A 17595-nucleotide genomic window follows, 5' to 3' on the forward strand; every position below is an offset into this window, starting at 1 on the left:
AAGCTGAGCGGGTCACCCGCGCATCCTGGAAACCGGCACGCGTGACGGAATCCCGCCCGCGCAGATCGGGGCCTGCGGGCGGCGGCCGCAACGCCCGCGTCCTACACCGCGGGGATGGCGGCAAGGCCAGAGTGAAGCCACCCGCCACGCCATGGAAGAAGCAACGGACGCCTCGACGAACCGCCCCGGCCTCGCCCTGCGCGCGTGGGGTTCGGTCGTGCGCCACAGGCTGTGGTGGCTGCTGCTGGGCCTGCCGTTCGTCATCGCGCTGGCTGCGGCCACCGTCACTGGGCTCTGGGTGTGGTCGCTGGTGCCGCAGACACCCACCATCGACAACCTGAAGAACGCGCAGGCGGAACTGCCCAGCGTGCTGGTGACTTCCGACGGCCAGGTGCTCTCGCAGTTCCGCAAGGCGCATCGCGAATGGGTGAAGCTGGGCGACATCTCGCCGCACGTCGTCGACGCCCTGCTGGCCACCGAAGACCTGCGCTTCTACCAGCACCGCGGCCTGGACGTGCGGCGCACCGTCGGCGCCGCGATCAACACGTTCCGCGGCCGGCTGCAGGGCGGCTCCACGCTGACACAGCAGCTGGCGCGCAACCTGTACCCGGAAGAGATCGGCCGCGCGCCCACGCTGGAGCGCAAGGTCAAGGAAGCCATCACGGCGCTGAAGATCGAGCAGGCCTACAGCAAGGACGACATCCTCGAGATCTATCTCAACACGGTGCCCTTCCTCTACAACACGTACGGCATCGAGCTGGCGGCGCGCACTTACTTCGACCGCCCCGCGCGAGAGCTGGACGTGCTGCAGAGCGCCACGCTGGTGGGCATGCTCAAGGGCACCACCTACTACAACCCGGTGCTCAATCCCGCGCGCGCCAAGCACCGCCGCAACACCGTGCTCGCCCAACTCAAGCGCGCCGGCAAGCTGGAGGCGGAGGAGTACGCCGCACTGCGCCACCAGCCGTTGCAGCTGGATTTCGAGCGGCAGGACGAACAGCTCGGTCCCGCGCCGCACTACGCCGTGCTGCTGCGCCGCTGGCTGATCGATTGGGCCGACCGCAACGGCTACAACGTCTACGCGGATGGCCTGACCGTGCGCACCACGCTCGACTCGCGCGCGCAAAACATGGCCACCGAGGCGATGGCGCGGCAGATGGAGCGGCTGCAGAAGCTGGCCGACACCGCGTTCAACGGCCGCAACGGCTGGCAGGCGAAGCGCGATCTGGTGGACGCATTCCTGCGCGAATCGGCGGCGTTCCAGCAGGCGCGCCGCGCCGGCAAGCCGGAAGCCGAAGTGCTCGCGCACCTGCGCGGCGACGCCGAGTTCATGAAGGTCCTGCGCGAAGAGAAGACCCGGCTGCAGTCCGGCTTCTTCGCGATGGAACCGGCCACCGGCTACGTGCGGGCCTGGGTCGGCAGCCGCGACTTCGCGCTGGACCAGTACGACCATGTGCAGCAGGCGCGCCGCCAGCCGGGCTCTACGTTCAAGCCTTTCGTGTACGGCGCCGCGTTCTCGATGGGCGCGCGCCCGAGCGACCAGCTGCCGGACCAGGCGGTGGAGATCCAGGACGACCGCGGCCAGATGTGGCGCCCGCGCGATCCGGGCGAGCCCACCGGTGAGCCGGTGTCGCTGCGCGACGGCCTGGCGCATTCGCGCAACCGCATCACGGCGCAGCTGATGCAGTACGTCGGCCCCGACCAGGTGGCCGCGCTGGCCCGCTCGCTGGGCGTGCGCGACAGCCGGCTCGACGAAGTGCCGTCGCTGGGCCTGGGCACCAGCCCGGTGACACTGAAGGAGATGGTCACGGCGTACGCGGCCATCGCCAACGGCGGTCGCTACGTGCCGCCGCTGCTGGTGCTGGACGTGCGAGATCGCAACGGCAAGGTGCTGGAGCAGTTCCACCCGCCCGAAGGCGAAGCCGCGCTCGACGCACCGATCGACGCGGTGCTGCTGGACGCGATGCGCGGCGTGCTCGATCGCGGCACCGGCACTGCCATCCGCACCAAACATGGCCTGCAGGGCGACTTGGCGGGCAAGACCGGCACCACGCAGGACAACACCGACGGCTGGTTCATCCTGATGCACCCGCAGCTGGTGGCGGGCGCGTGGGTGGGCTTCAACGACAGCCGCCTCACCATGCAGGACGCGTGGGGCCAGGGTGCGCGCAGTGCGCTGCCGATGGTGGGGGATTTCTTCCAGCAGGTGATGAAAGCGAAGCTGGTGGATGCGAAGGCGCGCTTCCCCAAGCCGGAAGAAGCGGGCTGGGACGAGGCGGCGCTGAACTGGGGCACGCTGATCCCGCCGCCGCAACAGCCGCTGATCCCGCTGGAAGTGGTGGCTGAACCGGCGCGCCCGGCGGTGATCGAGCAAGCCGTGGTCGTGGCCCCGCCCCGCTCGGCCGCACCGGAAGCTGGTGCGCTGCCGCCGCTGCGTCCCCTGGAGCCCGCAGCGCCCTATGCCGGCATGCCGGTGGAACGTGCCGTGGTGGTCGCGCCGCCGCGGTCGGTGGAATCCACCGCGCTGGGTCGCAACACGTCGATCGGCGAGGCGAGTGGCGGTCCGCCGGCATCCGCGAATCCGCCCTTGCCGGGCGCGCTGGGCGGCTCGCGCGGCGCTTACTGAGTCTCTTCTTTCGAGAGCAGGCGCCCCGGGTCTTCGGCGGCCAGCACCTCGTGCGACCAGCCCTCCAGCCGGCGCGCGTCAGCACGCAGCACTTCCTGCTTCACCGCGAGGATCTGCGATGGATGCATGGAGAAGCTGCGCAGGCCCAGGCCCAGCAGCAGGCGCGTCATCGCGACGTCGCCCGCCATCTCGCCGCACACGCTGACGCCCTTGCCGCGCGCGTTGCACTCGGCGATGGTCTGCGCCACCAGCTGCAGCACCGCGGGGTGCAGCGGGTCGTACAGGTGCGCCACCGACTCGTCGGCCCGGTCGATGGCCAGCGTGTACTGGATCAGGTCGTTGGTGCCGATGGACAGGAAATCGAAGTACTTGAGGAACGTGCGCAGCGTCAGCGCCGCGGCGGGGATCTCGATCATGGCGCCGACCTGCACCGGACCGTAGACGACGCCGCGGTTGTCCAGCTCGGCGCGCGCGAAGTCCAGCAGCGACAGCGTCTGGCGGATCTCGGTGGCGTGCGCCAGCATCGGGATCAGCAGGTTCACGCGGCCATGCGCGGCGGCGCGCAGGATGGCGCGCAGCTGGGTGAGGAACATCGCCGGATCGGCCAGGCTCCAGCGGATGGCGCGCAGGCCCAGCGCGGGATTGAGGTGGGCCGCGTCGCGGATGCCGTCGTCCAACGGCTTGTCGGCGCCGACGTCGATGGTGCGGATGGTGACCGGCAGGCCCTTCATGCCTTCCACCGCGCGGCGGTACGCCTCGTACTGCTCGTCCTCGTCGGGGAGCCGGCCCTTGCGGTTCATGAACAGGAACTCGCTGCGGAACAGGCCCACACCCACCGCGCCGGCTTCCACCGCGGCGGCCGCGTCGTCGGGCAGTTCGATGTTGGCCAGCAGCTCGATCTTCTGGCCATCCATCGTCAGCGCCGGCGTGTGCTTCAGCCGCGCGAGGCGGCCGCGCTCCAGTTCGGCCTGGCGCTGCTTGAAGCCGTACTCGGCCAGGATGATGGGCGACGGGTCGACGATCATCACGCCGCCGTCGCCGTCGATGATGACCCAGTCGTCCTGGCGCACCAGCTGGCTGGCCGACCGCGCGCCGACCACCGCCGGGATGTCCATGCTGCGCGCGACGATGGCGGTGTGCGAGGTCTTGCCGCCGACGTCGGTGACAAAGCCGGCGAACACGCTCTGCTTGAACTGCAGCATGTCGGCCGGCGACAGGTCGTGCGCCACCAGCACCAGCGGCACGTCCACGCTGTCGTCCAGCAGCAGGTCCTGAGAGGTCTTGCGCCGCGGCGCGGGCTGCACCGGCGAAGCCACGCCCTTCATGTAGCGCAGGATGCGTTCGGCCACCTGTTCGAGGTCGGCCTTGCGCTCGCGCAGGTACTCGTCCTCCATCTCGTCGAACTGGCGCGACAGCACTTCCAGCTGCGTGGTCAGCGCCCACTCGGCGTTGTAGAGGCGGTCCTGGATCCAGTGCTTGACGCCGTCGATCAGGTCGCGGTCCTGCAGCAGCATCAGGTGCACGTCCAGCAGCGCCGACAGCTCGTGCGGCGCCTCCTTCGGCTTCATCTGCGAGATGGTCTGCTGCAGGCGCTGGATTTCCTCGATCACCGCGTTGCGGCCTTCGCGCACGCGGTTGATCTCGCTTTCGACCTGCTCCGGCTCGACGAAGTAGTGCGCCACGTCCACGCGCCCGCCCATGATCACCGCGCGGCCGATGGCGATGCCGCGCGCGACGGGGAGGCCGTGGATCGAGAAGGTCATCGGATCACCATGACGAATGACTTCGCGCTGCGCGCGGCGATGGCGAATGACAATGCGGCCGGCAGGTCATTTGTCATGGCAGGCGAAGCGGGCGTCATTCGTCATTCGCCTTCGCCGAACTTGTCGTTGATCAGCGCCAACAGGGCGGTCATCGCGTCCTGCTCCTTGTCGCCGTCCGTCTCCAGCACCACCTCGCTGCCCACGCCCGCGGCGAGCATCATGACGCCCATGATGCTCTTGGCGTTGACGCGGCGCTCGCCCTTGGCGATCCAGACTTCGCAGGGGTAGCTGGCGGCCATCTTGGTGAGCTTGGCCGAGGCGCGGGCGTGCAGGCCCAGCTTATTGCTGATCGTGGTAGTGGTCTGGATCATGTTTTCGGCGGGGCTGGTTCTGCGGCGCGGTGATGGCCACCTGCATCACGCCCTGGGTGCCGCCGACGACGGCGCGCGAAACCAGCGCGTCCAGCGGTTCGTGGCGGTAGCTCACCGCGCGCAGCAGCATCGGCAGGTTCACTCCGGTGATGAGGCGCGAGGTCACGCCGTCCACCAGCTTCTGCGCCACGTTGCTGGGCGTGGCGCCGAAGATGTCGGTCAGCACCAGCACGCCCTGGGTGCCGGGCGGGCGGGTGAGCTGGTCCATCGCGATGCGCGCGGTGGCCAGCGTCTCTTCGGGCGACAGGTTGGGCTGCACGTCGATGGCCGCCACCGCGTTGCCGCAGTCCGGGAACACGTGCAGCGCGCACTGGCGCAGCGCGTGCGCCAGGGGAGCGTGGCCGATGATCAGGATGGCGTTCATGTGGCGGCGGGCCGTATGTCCGTCCGATTATCGCGGCTGCCCCGCAGGAACCACGCATAGCCGAGCGTGTTGGCCGCGAGGAACATGGCCATGGCGCCACGGAAGGCGTCCACCTGCCCCCAGCCGAGCGCCGCGAAGCCGTCGACCAGCAGGCCGATGCCCCACTGCACGATGAACACACCGGCGAAGATCACGAGGTTGTAGGCCGACAGCGCGCGGCCGGCCAGGGCGGAAGGGAACGCCATGCCCACCGCCGGCTGGGCCAGCGAGACGAAGGTGGAGCTGACGCAGAAGAGGGCCCAGGCCGCCGCACCGGCCGAAGGCCCCGCGACGATGATCGAAGCCAGCACCAGCAGGCTGATGGGCAGGCCCCAGGTGATCAGCCGGTCGGTGTGGAGCCCGCGGCGCTGCAGCATCGGGTTGAGCATGCCCCAGGTCCAGAACGTGCCGAGCATGCAGACGTTGATGGCGAACAGGCCGGTGGCGGCCTTCAGCGGCTCGTAGCCCGCGACGCGCACCATCCACGGCCCCGCCCACAGCGACTGGATGGCGATCATCCCGCCGTAGTTGAAGAAGCCGATCAGCGACATGCGGCGGAAGTACGGGTGCCGCCAGACCTGCGCATAGCTGGGTGGCGCGCCGCCCGGCACGTGACCGACTTCCCAGCCGGGCACGCGCCACACCAGCACCAGTGACGCCAGCGCCAAGCCCACGGCCAGCAGCACGAACACCGGCCGCCAGCCCCACAGCGGCAGCAGCCACTGCACCGGCAGCGTGGAGGCCACCATGCCCAGCGAGCCGGTCATCAGCATCCACGAGTTCGCCCGCAACTGCGCGGCCGGCTCCAGCCAGCGCCGGAAGCCGGTGAGCGGCGCCATCAGGCAGGCACTGACGCCCACGCCGCACAGCACGCGCGCGGCCATCAGCATCGCGAAATTGCCGGCTGCCGCGAAGGCGATGCAACCGGCTACCGCGATGAACACGAAGCTGAGGATCACCTTGCGCGGCCCGTACCGGTCCAGCCAGGTGCCCAGCGGCAGCTGCGTGGCGGCGAACCCCAGGAAGAAGCCGCCGGCCAGCAGCCCCAGGTCGCGCGCATTGAGCGCGAATTCCTGCGTGAGCGTGGGTGCCAGCGTGGCCGTCACCGCGCGCAGCACGGCGGAGAAGAAGTAGGCGAAAGCGAAGGCGAGGAAGACGATGACGGCGTTGCGCCGGTCCAGCACGTTCATTCGAACTTCAATCCGTCGAAGAAGGTTTGCACGGCCTCCGGCTTGGGGTCCGCCGCGTACACCACGGCCTGGAAGACGCTGCTGCCGCGCGCGAAATAGGCCGCCTCGCCGCGCACCGCGGTGCCGTCCGCGCGCTGGCCTGAGGCGCTCACGCGGACCGACGAAGGCAGCGGCGTGGCGCCCGGAGGCAAGAATGGTTGGGAACGCCCTTCGGGGGCATGCAGGTTGGCCAGTGTGGCGCGGTTCCAGTTGCGCAAGGCTTCGTCCACCGCGCCGGGGTCGCCCAGGTCCGCCTGCAGCACCGCGAAGGTCGCACCGCCCGCGTCGCAGCCCGTGACCGCCAGCTCCACCCGGCGCGGGCCCATCGCCACCACGCGCGAGCCATGGTCGGGCTTGCAGGGGAGCATGGCGCGGAGCGGGGCGGGATCGACGCGCACCTCGCGCCAGTTGAAAGTGGGGCTGCACGCGCCCAGCGCGGCGGCCGCCAGCAGCAACGCTGCACGGAAACGGGGCATCGGGCGATGATACGGGCCGGCCCGCGCACAATTCCGCCCATGAATTCGCTCGACGGCATCCGCATCCTCGACCTGTCCCGCGTGCTGGCGGGGCCCTGGTGCACCCAGACCCTCGCGGACCTGGGCGCGGACGTGATCAAGATCGAGCGGCCCGGCAGCGGCGACGACACGCGCACCTGGGGGCCGCCGTTCCTAAAGGGCGCCGACGGCCAGGACACGAAGGAAGCGGCGTACTACCTGGGTACCAACCGCAACAAGCGGTCGGTCACCTGCGACATCGCGCGGCCGGAGGGCCAGGCGCTGGTGAAGGAGCTGGCCCGCCACTGCGACGTGTTCGTCGAGAACTTCAAGGTCGGCGACATGGCGCGCTACGGCCTGGACTACGCGTCGCTGGAAGCCGCGAACCCCAAGCTGGTCTATTGCAGCGTCACCGGCTTCGGCCAGACCGGGCCGTACAGCGAGCGCGCCGGCTACGACTACGCCGTGCAGGGCATGGGCGGCCTCATGAGCATCACCGGCGAGCGCGACGATCTGGGCGGCGGGCCGCAGAAGGTCGGCGTCGCCGTCGCGGACCTGTTCACCGGCATGTACGCGTCCGTCGCCATCCTCGCGGCGCTGCGGCATGCGGAGCACACCGGCGAAGGCCAGCACATCGACATGGCCCTGCTCGACACGCAAGTCGCGATGCTGGCCAACCTGGGCGCCAATTACCTGGTGAGCGGCAAGGTGCCCGGCCGCGCGGGCAACGCGCACCAGAACATCGTGCCATACCAGGTGTTCGAAGTGGCGCCGGCTGCCGACGGCCACAAGGATTTCGTGATCATCGCGGTGGGCAACGACGGCCAGTTCGCCAAGTTCTGCGACGTGGCGGGCCGGCCCGAACTGGCGAAGGATGAGCGTTTCGTGCGCAACCAGGACCGCGTGCGCAACCGCGCGGTCCTGGTGCCCATGCTGGAAGAGATCATGCGCACCCGCACCAAGGCGCAGTGGCTGCCGGCGCTGGAAGCGGCCAAGGTGCCTTGCGGCGCGATCAACACCCTGGACGAGGTTTTCGCCGACCCGCACGTGCGGGACCGCGGCATGGTGAACGAGTGGCAGCACCCGCTGGCGCCCGGCCTGAAGCTGGTGGCCAGCCCGATGAAGCTCGGTGGCACGCCGGTGCGGCAGGCGATGCCGCCGCCGTTGCTGGGCCAGCACACGGCGGACGTCCTGTCTTCCGTGCTGGGTTGGGATGAGGCGCGCATCGCGTCGCTGCGCGAACAAGGAGTGATCTGAGATGGCGAACTTCGTCCTGGTCCATGGCGCGTGGCACGGCGGCTGGAGCTGGCAACGCGTGGTGCAGCCGCTGGCGCGCGAAGGGCACCGCGTCTTCGCGGTCACGCTCACGGGCGTGGGCGAGCGCGCGCACCTGATGTCGCCCGCCATCACGCTGGAAACGCACATCGAGGACGTGCGCGCCGTCATCGAAGCCGAAGAACTTCGCGACGTCGTGCTGGCCGTGCACTCGTACGCCGGGATGATCGGCACGGCCATCGCCGACCGGTGGGGCGACCGGCTGAAGCACCTGGTTTACGTCGACGCGGTCGTGCCGCGACCGGGCGAAAGCTGGAGCAGCACCCACGCACGCGCCACGCGCGAAGCCCGGCTGGCCGGCGCGGCGGCGACGCCCGAGTACACGCTGGCCGTGCCCGACCCGGCCGGGTATGGGCTGACGCCCGAGGACAACGCCTGGGTGCTGCGCCGGCTGACGCCGCACCCCGGCCACTGCTACGAATCGACGCTGGACTTCGACCCGGCGCGCGTCGCCCGCGTGCCCCGCACCTTCGTCAACTGCACCCAGCCCGCCCTGCCGACCATCGACGCCATCCGTCCCCGGATGGCCGACCCCAACTTCTGGGGCGGCCTGTGGCGCTCGGGCGGCGGCGCGCAGGTGGTCGAGCTGGCTACCGGCCACGACCCCATGGTCAGCCGCCCGGCAGAGCTGGCGGAGCTGCTGCGCCGCTGCGCCGGCTGATCCGGGCCAATCGCGGGAAACCTTTCGCCGGCGCCGCGATCAGAGCCCTCGTACACTTCGCATTCCCATGAAAAAAGCCCTGATCGGCGTGGCCGTGGCGGCCGTCCTGGCCGCCGGCGCCGCGGTCTTCCTGACCACCGGCGCGGATGCCGCGCCGTCGTCCACCTTCGTCCTGCTGGACGGCTCGAAGAAGACCACCGCCGACCTGAAGGGCCGCGTGACGCTGGTCAACTTCTGGGCGACCAGCTGCGTCACCTGCGTGGGCGAGATGCCCAAGGTGATCGCCACGTACAACAAGTACAAGGACCGTGGCTTCGACACGCTGGCGGTGGCGATGAGCTACGACCCGCCCGCCTACGTCGTCAACTACACCGAGACGCGCAAGCTGCCTTTCCAGGTGGCCATCGACAACACCGGTTCGGTGGCGAAGGCCTGGGGCGACGTGCAGCTGACGCCCACGACCTACGTGGTGAACAAGAAGGGCGAGATCGTCAAGCGCTACGTCGGCGAGCCCGATTTCGCCGAACTGCATCGGCTGATCGAGAAGCTGCTGGCCGAAGCCTGAAGCTTCCCAGCCCCAACGAAAAAGCCCCGCATCGCGGGGCTTTCGTTTTGGCGCGGCGCGTGTCAGTCCTTGCGGAAGGCGTCGTGGCAGGACTTGCAGCTGCCGGAGTTGGGACCCCAGGCGGCCTTCAGGTTGTCCAGGCTGCCGGTCTTGGCGGCGGCGGCCAGCTTCTGCACGTCGGAAACCAGGCGGTCCTGGTGCTCCTTGAACTTGGCCTGCTCGGTCCAGATCTCGGGCTTGGCGCGCGTTTCGCCCTTGTCGGTGCCTTGGGCGAAACCGGCCCAGGGAAGGGTAGAGACCAGGGCGACGGCATCGCCGCTGCGCGCCGCCTGGGCAGCGTCGTACGGCGCGCGCCCGTTGGCCATGGCGCCGAGCGTGCCGAAGTGCGTCGCCAGCACGGTGAGCGCGGACTTGCGGTACTTGATGGCGTCCTCGGGCTTCTGGAAGCTTTGGGCCGACGCGATCGTGGCGGCGCCCGCGGTGACGGCCGCGAGGGCCAGCGTTGCGATCAATCTCATGACCTTCCTCTCTCTTTTCAGGTGTGATGGGTGGTTCGCTGACCCGGGTTTCTAGCAAAAGTTCATGCCGGAGCGGGACGCTAGGGTATGTCCCGAGGGGCAACCGGCACGGCGAATCCCCGCACAATCCGCACCCACTGGAGGATTGGCACATGACATCGACCGTTCGCGTCTGGGACCTGCCCACGCGCCTGTTCCACTGGGCGCTGGTGTTCTGCGTGGTCTCGCTGGCGATCACGGCTTATCGCGAGAACGCGCTCGAATGGCATGCGAAGCTGGGATACGCGGTGTGCGCGCTGCTGCTGTTCCGGCTGGTGTGGGGCTTCATCGGCGGGCGCTGGTCGCGCTTCGCTTCCTTCTTCTATTCGCCCGCCAGCGTGATGGCTTACTTGCGCGGGCAATCGCACCCGGACCACCTGGTGGGCCACAACCCACTGGGCACGGGCTCGGTCATCGCGATGCTGGTGTTCCTGATCGCACAGGTGGCCACCGGCCTGGTGAGCGACGACGAGAGTACGTTCACCGGACCGCTCAATCGTTTCGTCGCCACCAGCAAGGGCCTGGCCGCCACCTGGTATCACAAGCGCATCGGCCAGTGGGTGCTGCTGGCGCTGGTGGTGCTGCACGTCGGTGCCATCGCGTTCTACCTGCTGCACAAGAAAGAGAACCTGGTGCGGCCCATGGTGTCGGGCGACAAGGCGGTGGACGGCCAGCCGCAGCCTTCACGCGACGATGCGGCTTCGCGCGTGCTGGCGCTGGCGGTATTTGGCGCTTGCTCGGCCTTCGTCTGGTGGCTGGTGAAGTGAGTGGCCGCTGAGGTTGAAGGCCGGCGGCGAATGGCTAAACTGGCCGCCCCCTTACTCTTCGCCCACGACCTTGCCTGCGACGGCTGAGTTGCCTCTGATCGAACTGAAGACCCCCGAGACGCGCGAGGCGCTGGATGCCGCGCGGTCCATGTTCCGCGAGTACGCCGGCGAGCTGGGCGTGGACCTGGCCTACCAGGGCTTCGAGGAAGAACTCGCTGGCCTGCCCGGCGAATACGCCGCGCCGCGCGGCGCGATCTACCTGGCGCATGTGGATGGCCAGCTGGCCGGCTGTGTGGCACTGCGGCCGGCGATCACCAGCGATTACCCCGAGGCGGCCGAGATGAAGCGGTTGTACGTGCGCTCGTCCTTCCGCGGCTTCGGCCTGGGCCGGCGCCTGGCCGAAGCCGCGCTGGATGCCGCCCGCCGAGCCGGCTATGAGAGCGTGCTGCTGGACACGCTGGACGACATGGAAGCCGCCCGCGCTCTGTACGAAGACCTGGGCTTCAAGCCGATCGAGCCGTACTACAACAGCCCGGTGGCCGGCACGCATTTCCTGAAGGTCGACTTCTGAAGTTGGGCGTTGAGCGTTTGGCGTCGGATGAAGACGCCGAACACCCAACGCTCAATGCCGAACCTCTTCAGCCCTTGGCTTGCGCGAGCATCGTACCCGCGTCGCTCACCTCGAACTTGCCGGGCCCTTCGACGTTGAGCGTCGTGACCTTGCCGTCCTTCACCAGCATGGAGCAGCGGTTCAGGCGCGTGCCCATGCCGCGGCCGCCCAGGTCCAGCGACAGGCCGGTGGCCTTGGCGAAATCGGCGCTGCCGTCGCCCAGCATGCGCACCTTGGTGCCGGTTTTCTGGTCGCGCGCCCAGGCGCCCATGACGAAGGCGTCGTTCACGCTCACGCACCAGATCTCGTCGACGCCGGCCTTCTTCAGGTCGTCGTATTTCTCGACGTAGCCGGGCACGTGCTTGGCCGAGCAGGTGGGCGTGAAGGCGCCGGGCAGGCCGAACAGGGCGATGGTCTTGCCCTTGGCGGCATCGCGCACCTTCACCGGGTTGGGGCCGATGCTGCAGCCGTTGCCTTCGACTTCCGAATATTCCTGCAGCGTGACGTCCGGCAGCTGGTCTCCGACCTTGATCATGGGTGTCTCCTCGAAAAAGTGGTGGCTGAAAAAAGAAAACGGCCCACATTGTGGGCCGTTTCGGTTCAGGGCGCAGCGCGGGGGATCAGACCGCTGCGGCCTTCTCGACCAGGCGGGTGGCGACCCAGTTCTTGGTCTTGGACAGCGGGCGGCTCTCGGTGATCTCGATCACGTCGCCCACGTGGTATTCGCCGTTCTCGTCGTGCGCGTGGTACTTGCTCGACTTGGCGACGATCTTGCCGTAGAGCTCGTGCTTCACACGGCGCTCCACCAGGACCGTCACGGTCTTGGTGCGCTTGTCGCTCACCACCTTGCCGATCAGGGTGCGCTTGAGGGAGGTCTTGGCTTCCGTCATGGTCACTCCTTACTTGGCCTTGGAGGCGGTTTCGGCGCGCTTTTGCGCCAGGATGGTCTTGGCGCGGGCGATGTCGCGGCGCGTCACGCGCAGCGAGCCGGTGTTGGACAGCTGCTGCGTGGCTTTCTGCATGCGCAGGCCGAAGTGGGCGCGCTGCAGGGACTTCACTTCCTCTTCGAGGGCGGCGACGTCCTTCTGGCGCAGGTCGGCGGCTTTGGTCATGTTCTCTCTCCTCAGGCGCCGATCATGCGGGTGACGAATTGCGTGCGCAGCGGCAGCTTGGCGGCGGCCAGCTTGAACGCTTCGCGCGCCAGTTCCTCGGGCACGCCCACGATCTCGTACAGCACCTTGCCCGGCTGGATCTCGGCGACGTAGTACTCGGGGTTGCCCTTGCCGTTGCCCATGCGGACTTCGGCAGGTTTCTGGCTGATCGGCTTGTCCGGGAACACGCGGATCCAGATGCGGCCGCCGCGCTTGACGTGGCGGGAGATCGCGCGGCGCGCGGCCTCGATCTGGCGGGCCGTCAGGCGGCCGCGGTCCGTGGACTTCAGGCCGAAGTCACCGAAGGCCACCGAGTTGCCCCGGGTGGCGATGCCGGTGTTGCGGCCCTTCTGCTCTTTGCGGTACTTCCGGCGAGCGGGTTGCAGCATGTTTACTCTCCTTTGCCGTCGGCTGCGGGAGCAGCCGGCGCGCCTGCGACCTTGCGGGCAACGCGCTTAACGGCGGTTTTCGGCGCGTCGGCGCCTCCAGTGGCCTCTTGGGGCTTGTCGCTGCCGTCCGCGGGGGCGGCATTGGTGGTGCCGGCGGCACCGGTGCTGCGCGGGCCGCGCGAAGGACCGCGGCGGTCACCGCCGGGGCCGCCACGGCGGTCGCCGTCACGGCGCGGGCCGCGCGGGCCACGGCGCTCTTCGCCTTCGGGGCGCGGCGTGCTGTCCAGGGACGGCGCGTCGCTGCGGCCCAGGGTGTCGCCCTTGTAGACCCAGACCTTGACGCCGATGACGCCGTAGGTGGTCTTGGCCTCGCTGAAGCCGTAGTCGATGTCGGCGCGCAGCGTGTGGAGCGGCACGCGGCCTTCGCGGTACCACTCGGTGCGCGCGATCTCGATGCCGTTCAGGCGGCCCGACGACATGATCTTGATGCCCTGCGCGCCCAGGCGCATGGCGTTCTGCATCGCGCGCTTCATCGCGCGGCGGAACATGATGCGCTTTTCGAGCTGCTGGGTGATGCTGTCGGCGATCAGCTGGGCATCGACTTCGGGCTTGCGCACTTCCTCGATGTTGACCGCGACCGGCACGCCCAGGCGGGTGGCGAGTTCCTTCTTCAGGTTCTCGATGTCCTCGCCCTTCTTGCCGATCACCACGCCCGGGCGGGCGGAGTAGATCGTGATGCGGGCGTTCTTGGCGGGGCGCTCGATCAGCACGCGGGAGACCGCGGCATTCTTCAGCTTGGTCTTGAGGTAGTCGCGGACCTTGATGTCCTCGGCCAGCATGCCGGCGAAGTCGCGGTTGTTCGCGTACCAGCGGCTGGCCCAGTTGCGGCTGACCGAAAGACGGAAGCCGGTGGGGTGGATTTTCTGTCCCATATTCTTCCTGACCTCAGTTGCCGACGGTCACGTACACGTGGCACGTGGGCTTGCTGATGCGGTTGCCACGGCCCTTGGCGCGGGCAGTGAAGCGCTTGAGCGTGGCGCCCTGCTCCACGTAGATGGTCTTGACCTTCAGCTCGTCGATGTCGGCGCCGTCGTTGTGCTCGGCGTTCGCGATCGCGGACTCCAGCACCTTCTTGACGATGACGGCGGCCTTCTTCTGGGTGAAGTTCAGGATGTTGAGGGCCTGGTCCACTTTCTTGCCGCGGATCAGGTCGGCCACCAGCCGGCCCTTGTCGACCGACAGGCGCACGCCACGGAGGACTGCACGGGTTTCCATGATGTCTGCTCCTTACTTCTTCTGGACTTTCTTGTCCGCGGGGTGACCCTTGAAGGTGCGCGTCAGGGCGAATTCGCCCAGCTTGTGGCCCACCATCTGGTCGGTGATGTAGACCGGCACGTGCTGCTTGCCGTTGTGCACGGCGATCGTCAGCCCGATGAAGTCGGGCAGGATCATGGAGCGGCGCGACCAGGTCTTGATCGGCTTCTTGTCCTTGGCGGAAACGGCCTTGTCGACCTTGGCCACCAGGTGGTGGTCCACAAACGGACCCTTCTTGAGAGAACGCGTCATTTGTGCGACCCCTTACTTCTTGCGGCGCGAGACGATGAACGTCTGCGTGCGCTTGTTGTTACGCGTGCGGTAGCCCTTGGTCAGGTTGCCCCACGGATCGACCGGCGGCATGCCCGTGCCGGTGCGGCCTTCGCCGCCGCCGTGCGGGTGGTCGACCGGGTTCATCGCGACGCCGCGCACCGTCGGGCGGATGCCCATGTGGCGCTTGACGCCGGCCTTGCCGAGCTGGCGCAGGCTGTGCTCTTCGTTCGCGACCTCGCCGATGGTGGCGCGGCACTCGACGTGGATGCGGCGCACTTCACCGGAGCGCAGGCGGACCTGCGCGTAGACGCCTTCGCGCGCCAGCAGCGTGGCCGAGCCGCCCGCCGACCGCACGATCTGCGCGCCCTTGCCGGGCTGCAGTTCGATGCAGTGGATGGTCGAACCCACCGGGATGTTGCGGATCGGCAGCGTGTTGCCGGCGCGGATCGGGGCTTCCGAGCCGCTAACCAGTTGCGCGCCGACTTCCAGGCCGCGCGGGGCGATGATGTAGCGGCGTTCGCCGTCGGCGTAGCAGACCAGAGCGATGTGCGCCGTGCGGTTCGGGTCGTACTCGATGCGCTCCACCTTGGCCGGAATCCCGTCCTTGTTGCGGCGGAAGTCGACCACGCGGTAGTGGTGCTTGTGGCCACCGCCCTTGTGGCGGGTGGTGATGTGGCCGTTGTTGTTGCGGCCGGCCTTCTGGAACTGCGGCTCCAGCAGGGGCGCGTACGCCTCACCCTTGTACAGGTGGTCGCGCGTGACCTTGACCACGGCGCGCTGGCCGGGCGAGGTCGGTTTCATCTTGACGACTGCCATTACGCGGCCTCCCCGGAGAGGTTGAGCTCCTGGCCCGGCTTGAGCGTCACGTAGGCCTTGCGAACGTTGTCGCGGCGGCCCACCGAGCGGCCGAAGCGCTTGGTCTTGCCCTTGGTGTTGACCACCGAGACGCCCTTGACTTCCACCTTGAACATCAGTTCGACGGCGGCCTTGATCTCGGGCTTGGTGGCGTCCTGCAGCACCTTGAAGGTGACGGCATTGCTCTTGTCCGCGACGTGGGTGGCCTTCTCCGAGACGATCGGGGCGACCAGCACCTGCATCAGGCGGCCTTCGTCGAACTTGCGTTCGGCGGGGGTGGGGTTCACACGGCTCATGCGAACATCTCCTTGAGCTTGTCGATGGCGGCCTTGGTGACCAGCACCTTCTTGTAGTGCACCAGCGACAGCGGATCGGCGTAACGGGGCTCGACGACGAGCACGTTGGCCAGGTTGCGCGAGGCGAGGTACAGGTTCTCGTCGACTTCGTCGGCGATCACCAGCACCGAGTCCAGGTTCATCGCCTTGAACTTGGCGGCCAGCTGCTTGGTCTTGGGCGAATCGACCTTGATGGAATCCACCACGGCGATGCGGCCTTCGCGGGCGAGCTGGGAGAAGATGGACGCCATGCCGGCGCGGTACATCTTCTTGTTGATCTTCTGCGTGAAGTTCTCTTCCGGGCTGTTCGGGAAGATGCGGCCGCCCCCGCGCCACAGCGGCGAGGAAGTCATACCGGCACGGGCACGGCCCGTTCCCTTCTGCTTGAACGGCTTCTTGGTCGAGTGCTTGACCTGCTCGCGGTCCTTCTGGGCACGGGTGCCCTGGCGGGCGTTGGCCTGGTAGGCGACGACGATCTGGTGGACCAGGTCCTCGTTGTATTCACGGCCGAACACGGTCTCGGGCGCTTCCACCTTGGAAGCGGCCTGGCCCTGCTCGTTCAGGAGTTCGAGTTGCATGGTTACTTCGCTCCCTTCGCCACCTTGGCCTTGACGGCCGGGCGCACGGTGACGAAACCACCCTTGGCGCCGGGCACGGCGCCCTTGATCAGCAGCAGCTGGCGGGCTTCGTCGATGCGGATGACGTCCAGGTTCTGGGTGGTCGTGGTCTCGTCACCCATGTGGCCGGTCATCTTCTTGCCCGGGAACACGCGGCCCGGGTCCTGCGCCATCGAGATCGAGCCCGGCACGTTGTGCGAACGGCTGTTGCCGTGCGACGCGCGCTGCGAGCTGAAGTTGTGGCGCTTGATGGTGCCGGCGAAGCCCTTGCCGATCGAGGTGCCCTGCACGTCGACCTTCTGGCCGACGGCGAACAGCTCGGTCACAGGCAGCGTGGCACCGGCGGCGTACTTGCCGGCGGCTTCGGCCGTCACGCGGAATTCCTTGATGATCTCGCCGGGCTCGACGCTCGCCTTGGCGAGGTGGCCGGCCAGGGGCTTGGCGACGCGCGATGCCTTGCGCTTGCCGAACGTCACCTGCAGGGCGACGTAGCCATCCTTCTCGTCGGTCTTGACCTGGGTCACGCGGTTGCCCGACACGTCCACCACCGTGACCGGGACTGCGTCCCCGTCATCGGTGAACAGGCGCATCATGCCCACCTTGCGGCCCAGCAACCCGAGGGAGTTGCTTTGACTCATGTTCTTGCTCCGTTACCCGGCCGCAGACGCTGCAATTGGCTTCTGCGTTGGACGCTTCCCCAGAGGGAAACGGCGCGGGAAGGTTGATAAAAGCTCCGCCCTTGAGGAGCGAAGCCCGAAATTATAGCCCGCTCCCGGCATCCTTGCCAAGAGCGGGCACTGACTTCGACCGGCTGAAGCTTACTGCAGCTTGATTTCGACGTCCACGCCGGCCGGCAGGTCCAGCTTCATCAGCGCGTCGACGGTCTTGTCGGTGGGATCGACGATGTCCATCAGGCGCTGGTGGGTGCGGATCTCGAACTGGTCGCGCGAGCTCTTGTTCACGTGCGGCGAGCGCAGGATGTCGAAGCGCTTCATGCGGGTCGGCAGGGGCACCGGGCCCTTGACGATGGCGCCGGTGCGCTTGGCGGTGTCCACGATCTCGGCGGCCGACTGGTCGATGAGCTTGTAGTCGAACGCCTTCAGGCGGATGCGGATCTTCTGTTGGGTAGCCATTTGAAGTCCCGCCTTATTCCATGATCTTGGCGACGACGCCGGCGCCCACGGTCTTGCCGCCTTCGCGGATGGCGAAGCGCAGGCCTT

At 68.2% G+C, this 17595-nt stretch carries 25 protein-coding genes; 6 read left to right on the plus strand and 19 right to left on the minus strand.

The genetic code is table 11. From position 1 onward, the window contains the following. Nucleotides 1–151: 151 nt before the first annotated feature. Nucleotides 152–2626, plus strand: coding sequence for a penicillin-binding protein 1A (locus tag EZ216_RS17560; protein WP_135251088.1), 2475 nt, complete (start codon nucleotides 152–154; stop codon nucleotides 2624–2626). On the opposite strand, the gene ptsP is transcribed toward EZ216_RS17560, so the two are convergent. The 5 genes from ptsP to EZ216_RS17585 all read right to left on the minus strand — a co-directional run bounded on the left by ptsP (nucleotide 2620) and on the right by EZ216_RS17585 (nucleotide 6928). Further along, the gene (gene ptsP / locus EZ216_RS17565; protein ID WP_135251089.1) at nucleotides 2620–4389 is read right to left on the minus strand and encodes a phosphoenolpyruvate--protein phosphotransferase; all 1770 of its coding nucleotides are present in this window, start codon (nucleotides 4387–4389) and stop codon (nucleotides 2620–2622) included. The two genes, EZ216_RS17560 and ptsP, sit on opposite strands and share 7 nt — an antisense overlap. A gap of 101 nt (nucleotides 4390–4490) precedes the next feature. After that, complete coding sequence (locus tag EZ216_RS17570) at nucleotides 4491–4760, minus strand: HPr family phosphocarrier protein (RefSeq protein WP_135251090.1); 270 nt, start codon at nucleotides 4758–4760, stop codon at nucleotides 4491–4493. Then, nucleotides 4729–5184 carry a PTS sugar transporter subunit IIA gene (locus tag EZ216_RS17575; protein ID WP_135251091.1) on the minus strand — a complete coding sequence of 152 codons (456 nt, stop codon included), beginning with the start codon at nucleotides 5182–5184 and terminating at the stop codon, nucleotides 4729–4731. The genes EZ216_RS17570 and EZ216_RS17575 overlap by 32 nt, the downstream gene beginning before the upstream one ends. Beyond that, nucleotides 5181–6413, minus strand: coding sequence for an MFS transporter (locus EZ216_RS17580; protein ID WP_135251092.1), 1233 nt, complete (start codon nucleotides 6411–6413; stop codon nucleotides 5181–5183). The genes EZ216_RS17575 and EZ216_RS17580 overlap by 4 nt, the downstream gene beginning before the upstream one ends. Next, nucleotides 6410–6928 carry a hypothetical protein gene (locus tag EZ216_RS17585; RefSeq protein ID WP_135251093.1) on the minus strand — a complete coding sequence of 173 codons (519 nt, stop codon included), beginning with the start codon at nucleotides 6926–6928 and terminating at the stop codon, nucleotides 6410–6412. The genes EZ216_RS17580 and EZ216_RS17585 overlap by 4 nt, the downstream gene beginning before the upstream one ends. 39 nt (nucleotides 6929–6967) lie before the next feature. Here EZ216_RS17585 and EZ216_RS17590 point away from each other — a divergent pair, with 39 nt between their 5' ends. The 3 genes from EZ216_RS17590 (at nucleotide 6968) to EZ216_RS17600 (ending at nucleotide 9507) form a co-directional block, all read left to right on the plus strand. Then, nucleotides 6968–8203 carry a CaiB/BaiF CoA transferase family protein gene (locus EZ216_RS17590; protein ID WP_135251094.1) on the plus strand — a complete coding sequence of 412 codons (1236 nt, stop codon included), beginning with the start codon at nucleotides 6968–6970 and terminating at the stop codon, nucleotides 8201–8203. 1 nt (nucleotide 8204) lies between these two features. Further along, the gene (locus EZ216_RS17595) at nucleotides 8205–8942 is read left to right on the plus strand and encodes an alpha/beta fold hydrolase (RefSeq protein ID WP_135251095.1); all 738 of its coding nucleotides are present in this window, start codon (nucleotides 8205–8207) and stop codon (nucleotides 8940–8942) included. Nucleotides 8943–9009: 67 nt separating this feature from the next. Then, nucleotides 9010–9507 (plus strand): TlpA family protein disulfide reductase, encoded by a 498-nt coding sequence (locus tag EZ216_RS17600; protein WP_135251096.1) that lies wholly within the window; start codon nucleotides 9010–9012, stop codon nucleotides 9505–9507. Between the two features lie 62 nt (nucleotides 9508–9569). Here EZ216_RS17600 and EZ216_RS17605 read toward each other — a convergent pair whose 3' ends face one another. Beyond that, nucleotides 9570–10025: a c-type cytochrome gene (locus EZ216_RS17605; RefSeq protein WP_135251097.1), complete on the minus strand. Its 456-nt coding sequence runs from the start codon at nucleotides 10023–10025 to the stop codon at nucleotides 9570–9572. A 152-nt stretch (nucleotides 10026–10177) separates the two neighbouring features. On the opposite strand from EZ216_RS17605, the gene EZ216_RS17610 reads away from it, so the two are divergent. Together EZ216_RS17610 and EZ216_RS17615 are read left to right on the plus strand one after the other, a co-directional pair. Beyond that, nucleotides 10178–10831 (plus strand): cytochrome b/b6 domain-containing protein, encoded by a 654-nt coding sequence (locus tag EZ216_RS17610; protein WP_135251098.1) that lies wholly within the window; start codon nucleotides 10178–10180, stop codon nucleotides 10829–10831. Nucleotides 10832–10979: 148 nt separating this feature from the next. Further along, a complete protein-coding gene (locus EZ216_RS17615) occupies nucleotides 10980–11402 on the plus strand; it encodes a GNAT family N-acetyltransferase (RefSeq protein WP_135251117.1) in 423 nt (140 codons plus the stop codon). A gap of 67 nt (nucleotides 11403–11469) precedes the next feature. Here the strand turns inward: EZ216_RS17615 and EZ216_RS17620 are convergent, their stop codons facing one another. The 13 genes from EZ216_RS17620 to EZ216_RS17680 all read right to left on the minus strand — a co-directional run. Further along, nucleotides 11470–11976 carry a peroxiredoxin gene (locus EZ216_RS17620; protein ID WP_135251099.1) on the minus strand — a complete coding sequence of 169 codons (507 nt, stop codon included), beginning with the start codon at nucleotides 11974–11976 and terminating at the stop codon, nucleotides 11470–11472. An 85-nt stretch (nucleotides 11977–12061) separates the two neighbouring features. After that, on the minus strand, nucleotides 12062–12331 hold the full coding sequence (rpsQ, locus tag EZ216_RS17625) for a 30S ribosomal protein S17 (protein ID WP_135251100.1): 270 nt from the start codon (nucleotides 12329–12331) through the stop codon (nucleotides 12062–12064). Nucleotides 12332–12340: 9 nt separating this feature from the next. Beyond that, nucleotides 12341–12553 carry a 50S ribosomal protein L29 gene (gene rpmC / locus EZ216_RS17630; RefSeq protein ID WP_135251101.1) on the minus strand — a complete coding sequence of 71 codons (213 nt, stop codon included), beginning with the start codon at nucleotides 12551–12553 and terminating at the stop codon, nucleotides 12341–12343. Between the two features lie 11 nt (nucleotides 12554–12564). Continuing rightward, complete coding sequence (gene rplP, locus EZ216_RS17635; protein WP_135251102.1) at nucleotides 12565–12981, minus strand: 50S ribosomal protein L16; 417 nt, start codon at nucleotides 12979–12981, stop codon at nucleotides 12565–12567. Between the two features lie 2 nt (nucleotides 12982–12983). Further along, the gene (rpsC, locus tag EZ216_RS17640) at nucleotides 12984–13913 is read right to left on the minus strand and encodes a 30S ribosomal protein S3 (RefSeq protein WP_135251103.1); all 930 of its coding nucleotides are present in this window, start codon (nucleotides 13911–13913) and stop codon (nucleotides 12984–12986) included. 13 nt (nucleotides 13914–13926) lie between these two features. After that, nucleotides 13927–14259, minus strand: coding sequence for a 50S ribosomal protein L22 (gene rplV, locus EZ216_RS17645; protein ID WP_205959702.1), 333 nt, complete (start codon nucleotides 14257–14259; stop codon nucleotides 13927–13929). A gap of 9 nt (nucleotides 14260–14268) precedes the next feature. Beyond that, nucleotides 14269–14547: a 30S ribosomal protein S19 gene (rpsS, locus tag EZ216_RS17650; RefSeq protein ID WP_027102398.1), complete on the minus strand. Its 279-nt coding sequence runs from the start codon at nucleotides 14545–14547 to the stop codon at nucleotides 14269–14271. Between the two features lie 12 nt (nucleotides 14548–14559). Next, on the minus strand, nucleotides 14560–15384 hold the full coding sequence (rplB, locus tag EZ216_RS17655) for a 50S ribosomal protein L2 (protein ID WP_135251104.1): 825 nt from the start codon (nucleotides 15382–15384) through the stop codon (nucleotides 14560–14562). Next, nucleotides 15384–15719 carry a 50S ribosomal protein L23 gene (gene rplW / locus EZ216_RS17660; RefSeq protein WP_135251105.1) on the minus strand — a complete coding sequence of 112 codons (336 nt, stop codon included), beginning with the start codon at nucleotides 15717–15719 and terminating at the stop codon, nucleotides 15384–15386. The genes rplB and rplW overlap by 1 nt, the downstream gene beginning before the upstream one ends. Then, complete coding sequence (gene rplD, locus EZ216_RS17665; RefSeq protein WP_135251106.1) at nucleotides 15716–16336, minus strand: 50S ribosomal protein L4; 621 nt, start codon at nucleotides 16334–16336, stop codon at nucleotides 15716–15718. The genes rplW and rplD overlap by 4 nt, the downstream gene beginning before the upstream one ends. Before the next feature lie 2 nt (nucleotides 16337–16338). Then, the gene (gene rplC / locus EZ216_RS17670; protein WP_135251107.1) at nucleotides 16339–17013 is read right to left on the minus strand and encodes a 50S ribosomal protein L3; all 675 of its coding nucleotides are present in this window, start codon (nucleotides 17011–17013) and stop codon (nucleotides 16339–16341) included. A gap of 180 nt (nucleotides 17014–17193) precedes the next feature. Continuing rightward, nucleotides 17194–17508 carry a 30S ribosomal protein S10 gene (rpsJ, locus tag EZ216_RS17675; protein WP_027102403.1) on the minus strand — a complete coding sequence of 105 codons (315 nt, stop codon included), beginning with the start codon at nucleotides 17506–17508 and terminating at the stop codon, nucleotides 17194–17196. Nucleotides 17509–17521: 13 nt separating this feature from the next. Continuing rightward, a partial coding sequence (locus EZ216_RS17680) for an EF-Tu C-terminal domain-related protein (protein WP_500690378.1) occupies nucleotides 17522–17595 on the minus strand: 74 nt, incomplete at its 5' end.

The organism is Ramlibacter humi, assembly GCF_004681975.1.
Taxonomy (GTDB): Bacteria; Pseudomonadota; Gammaproteobacteria; order Burkholderiales; family Burkholderiaceae_C; genus Ramlibacter; species Ramlibacter humi.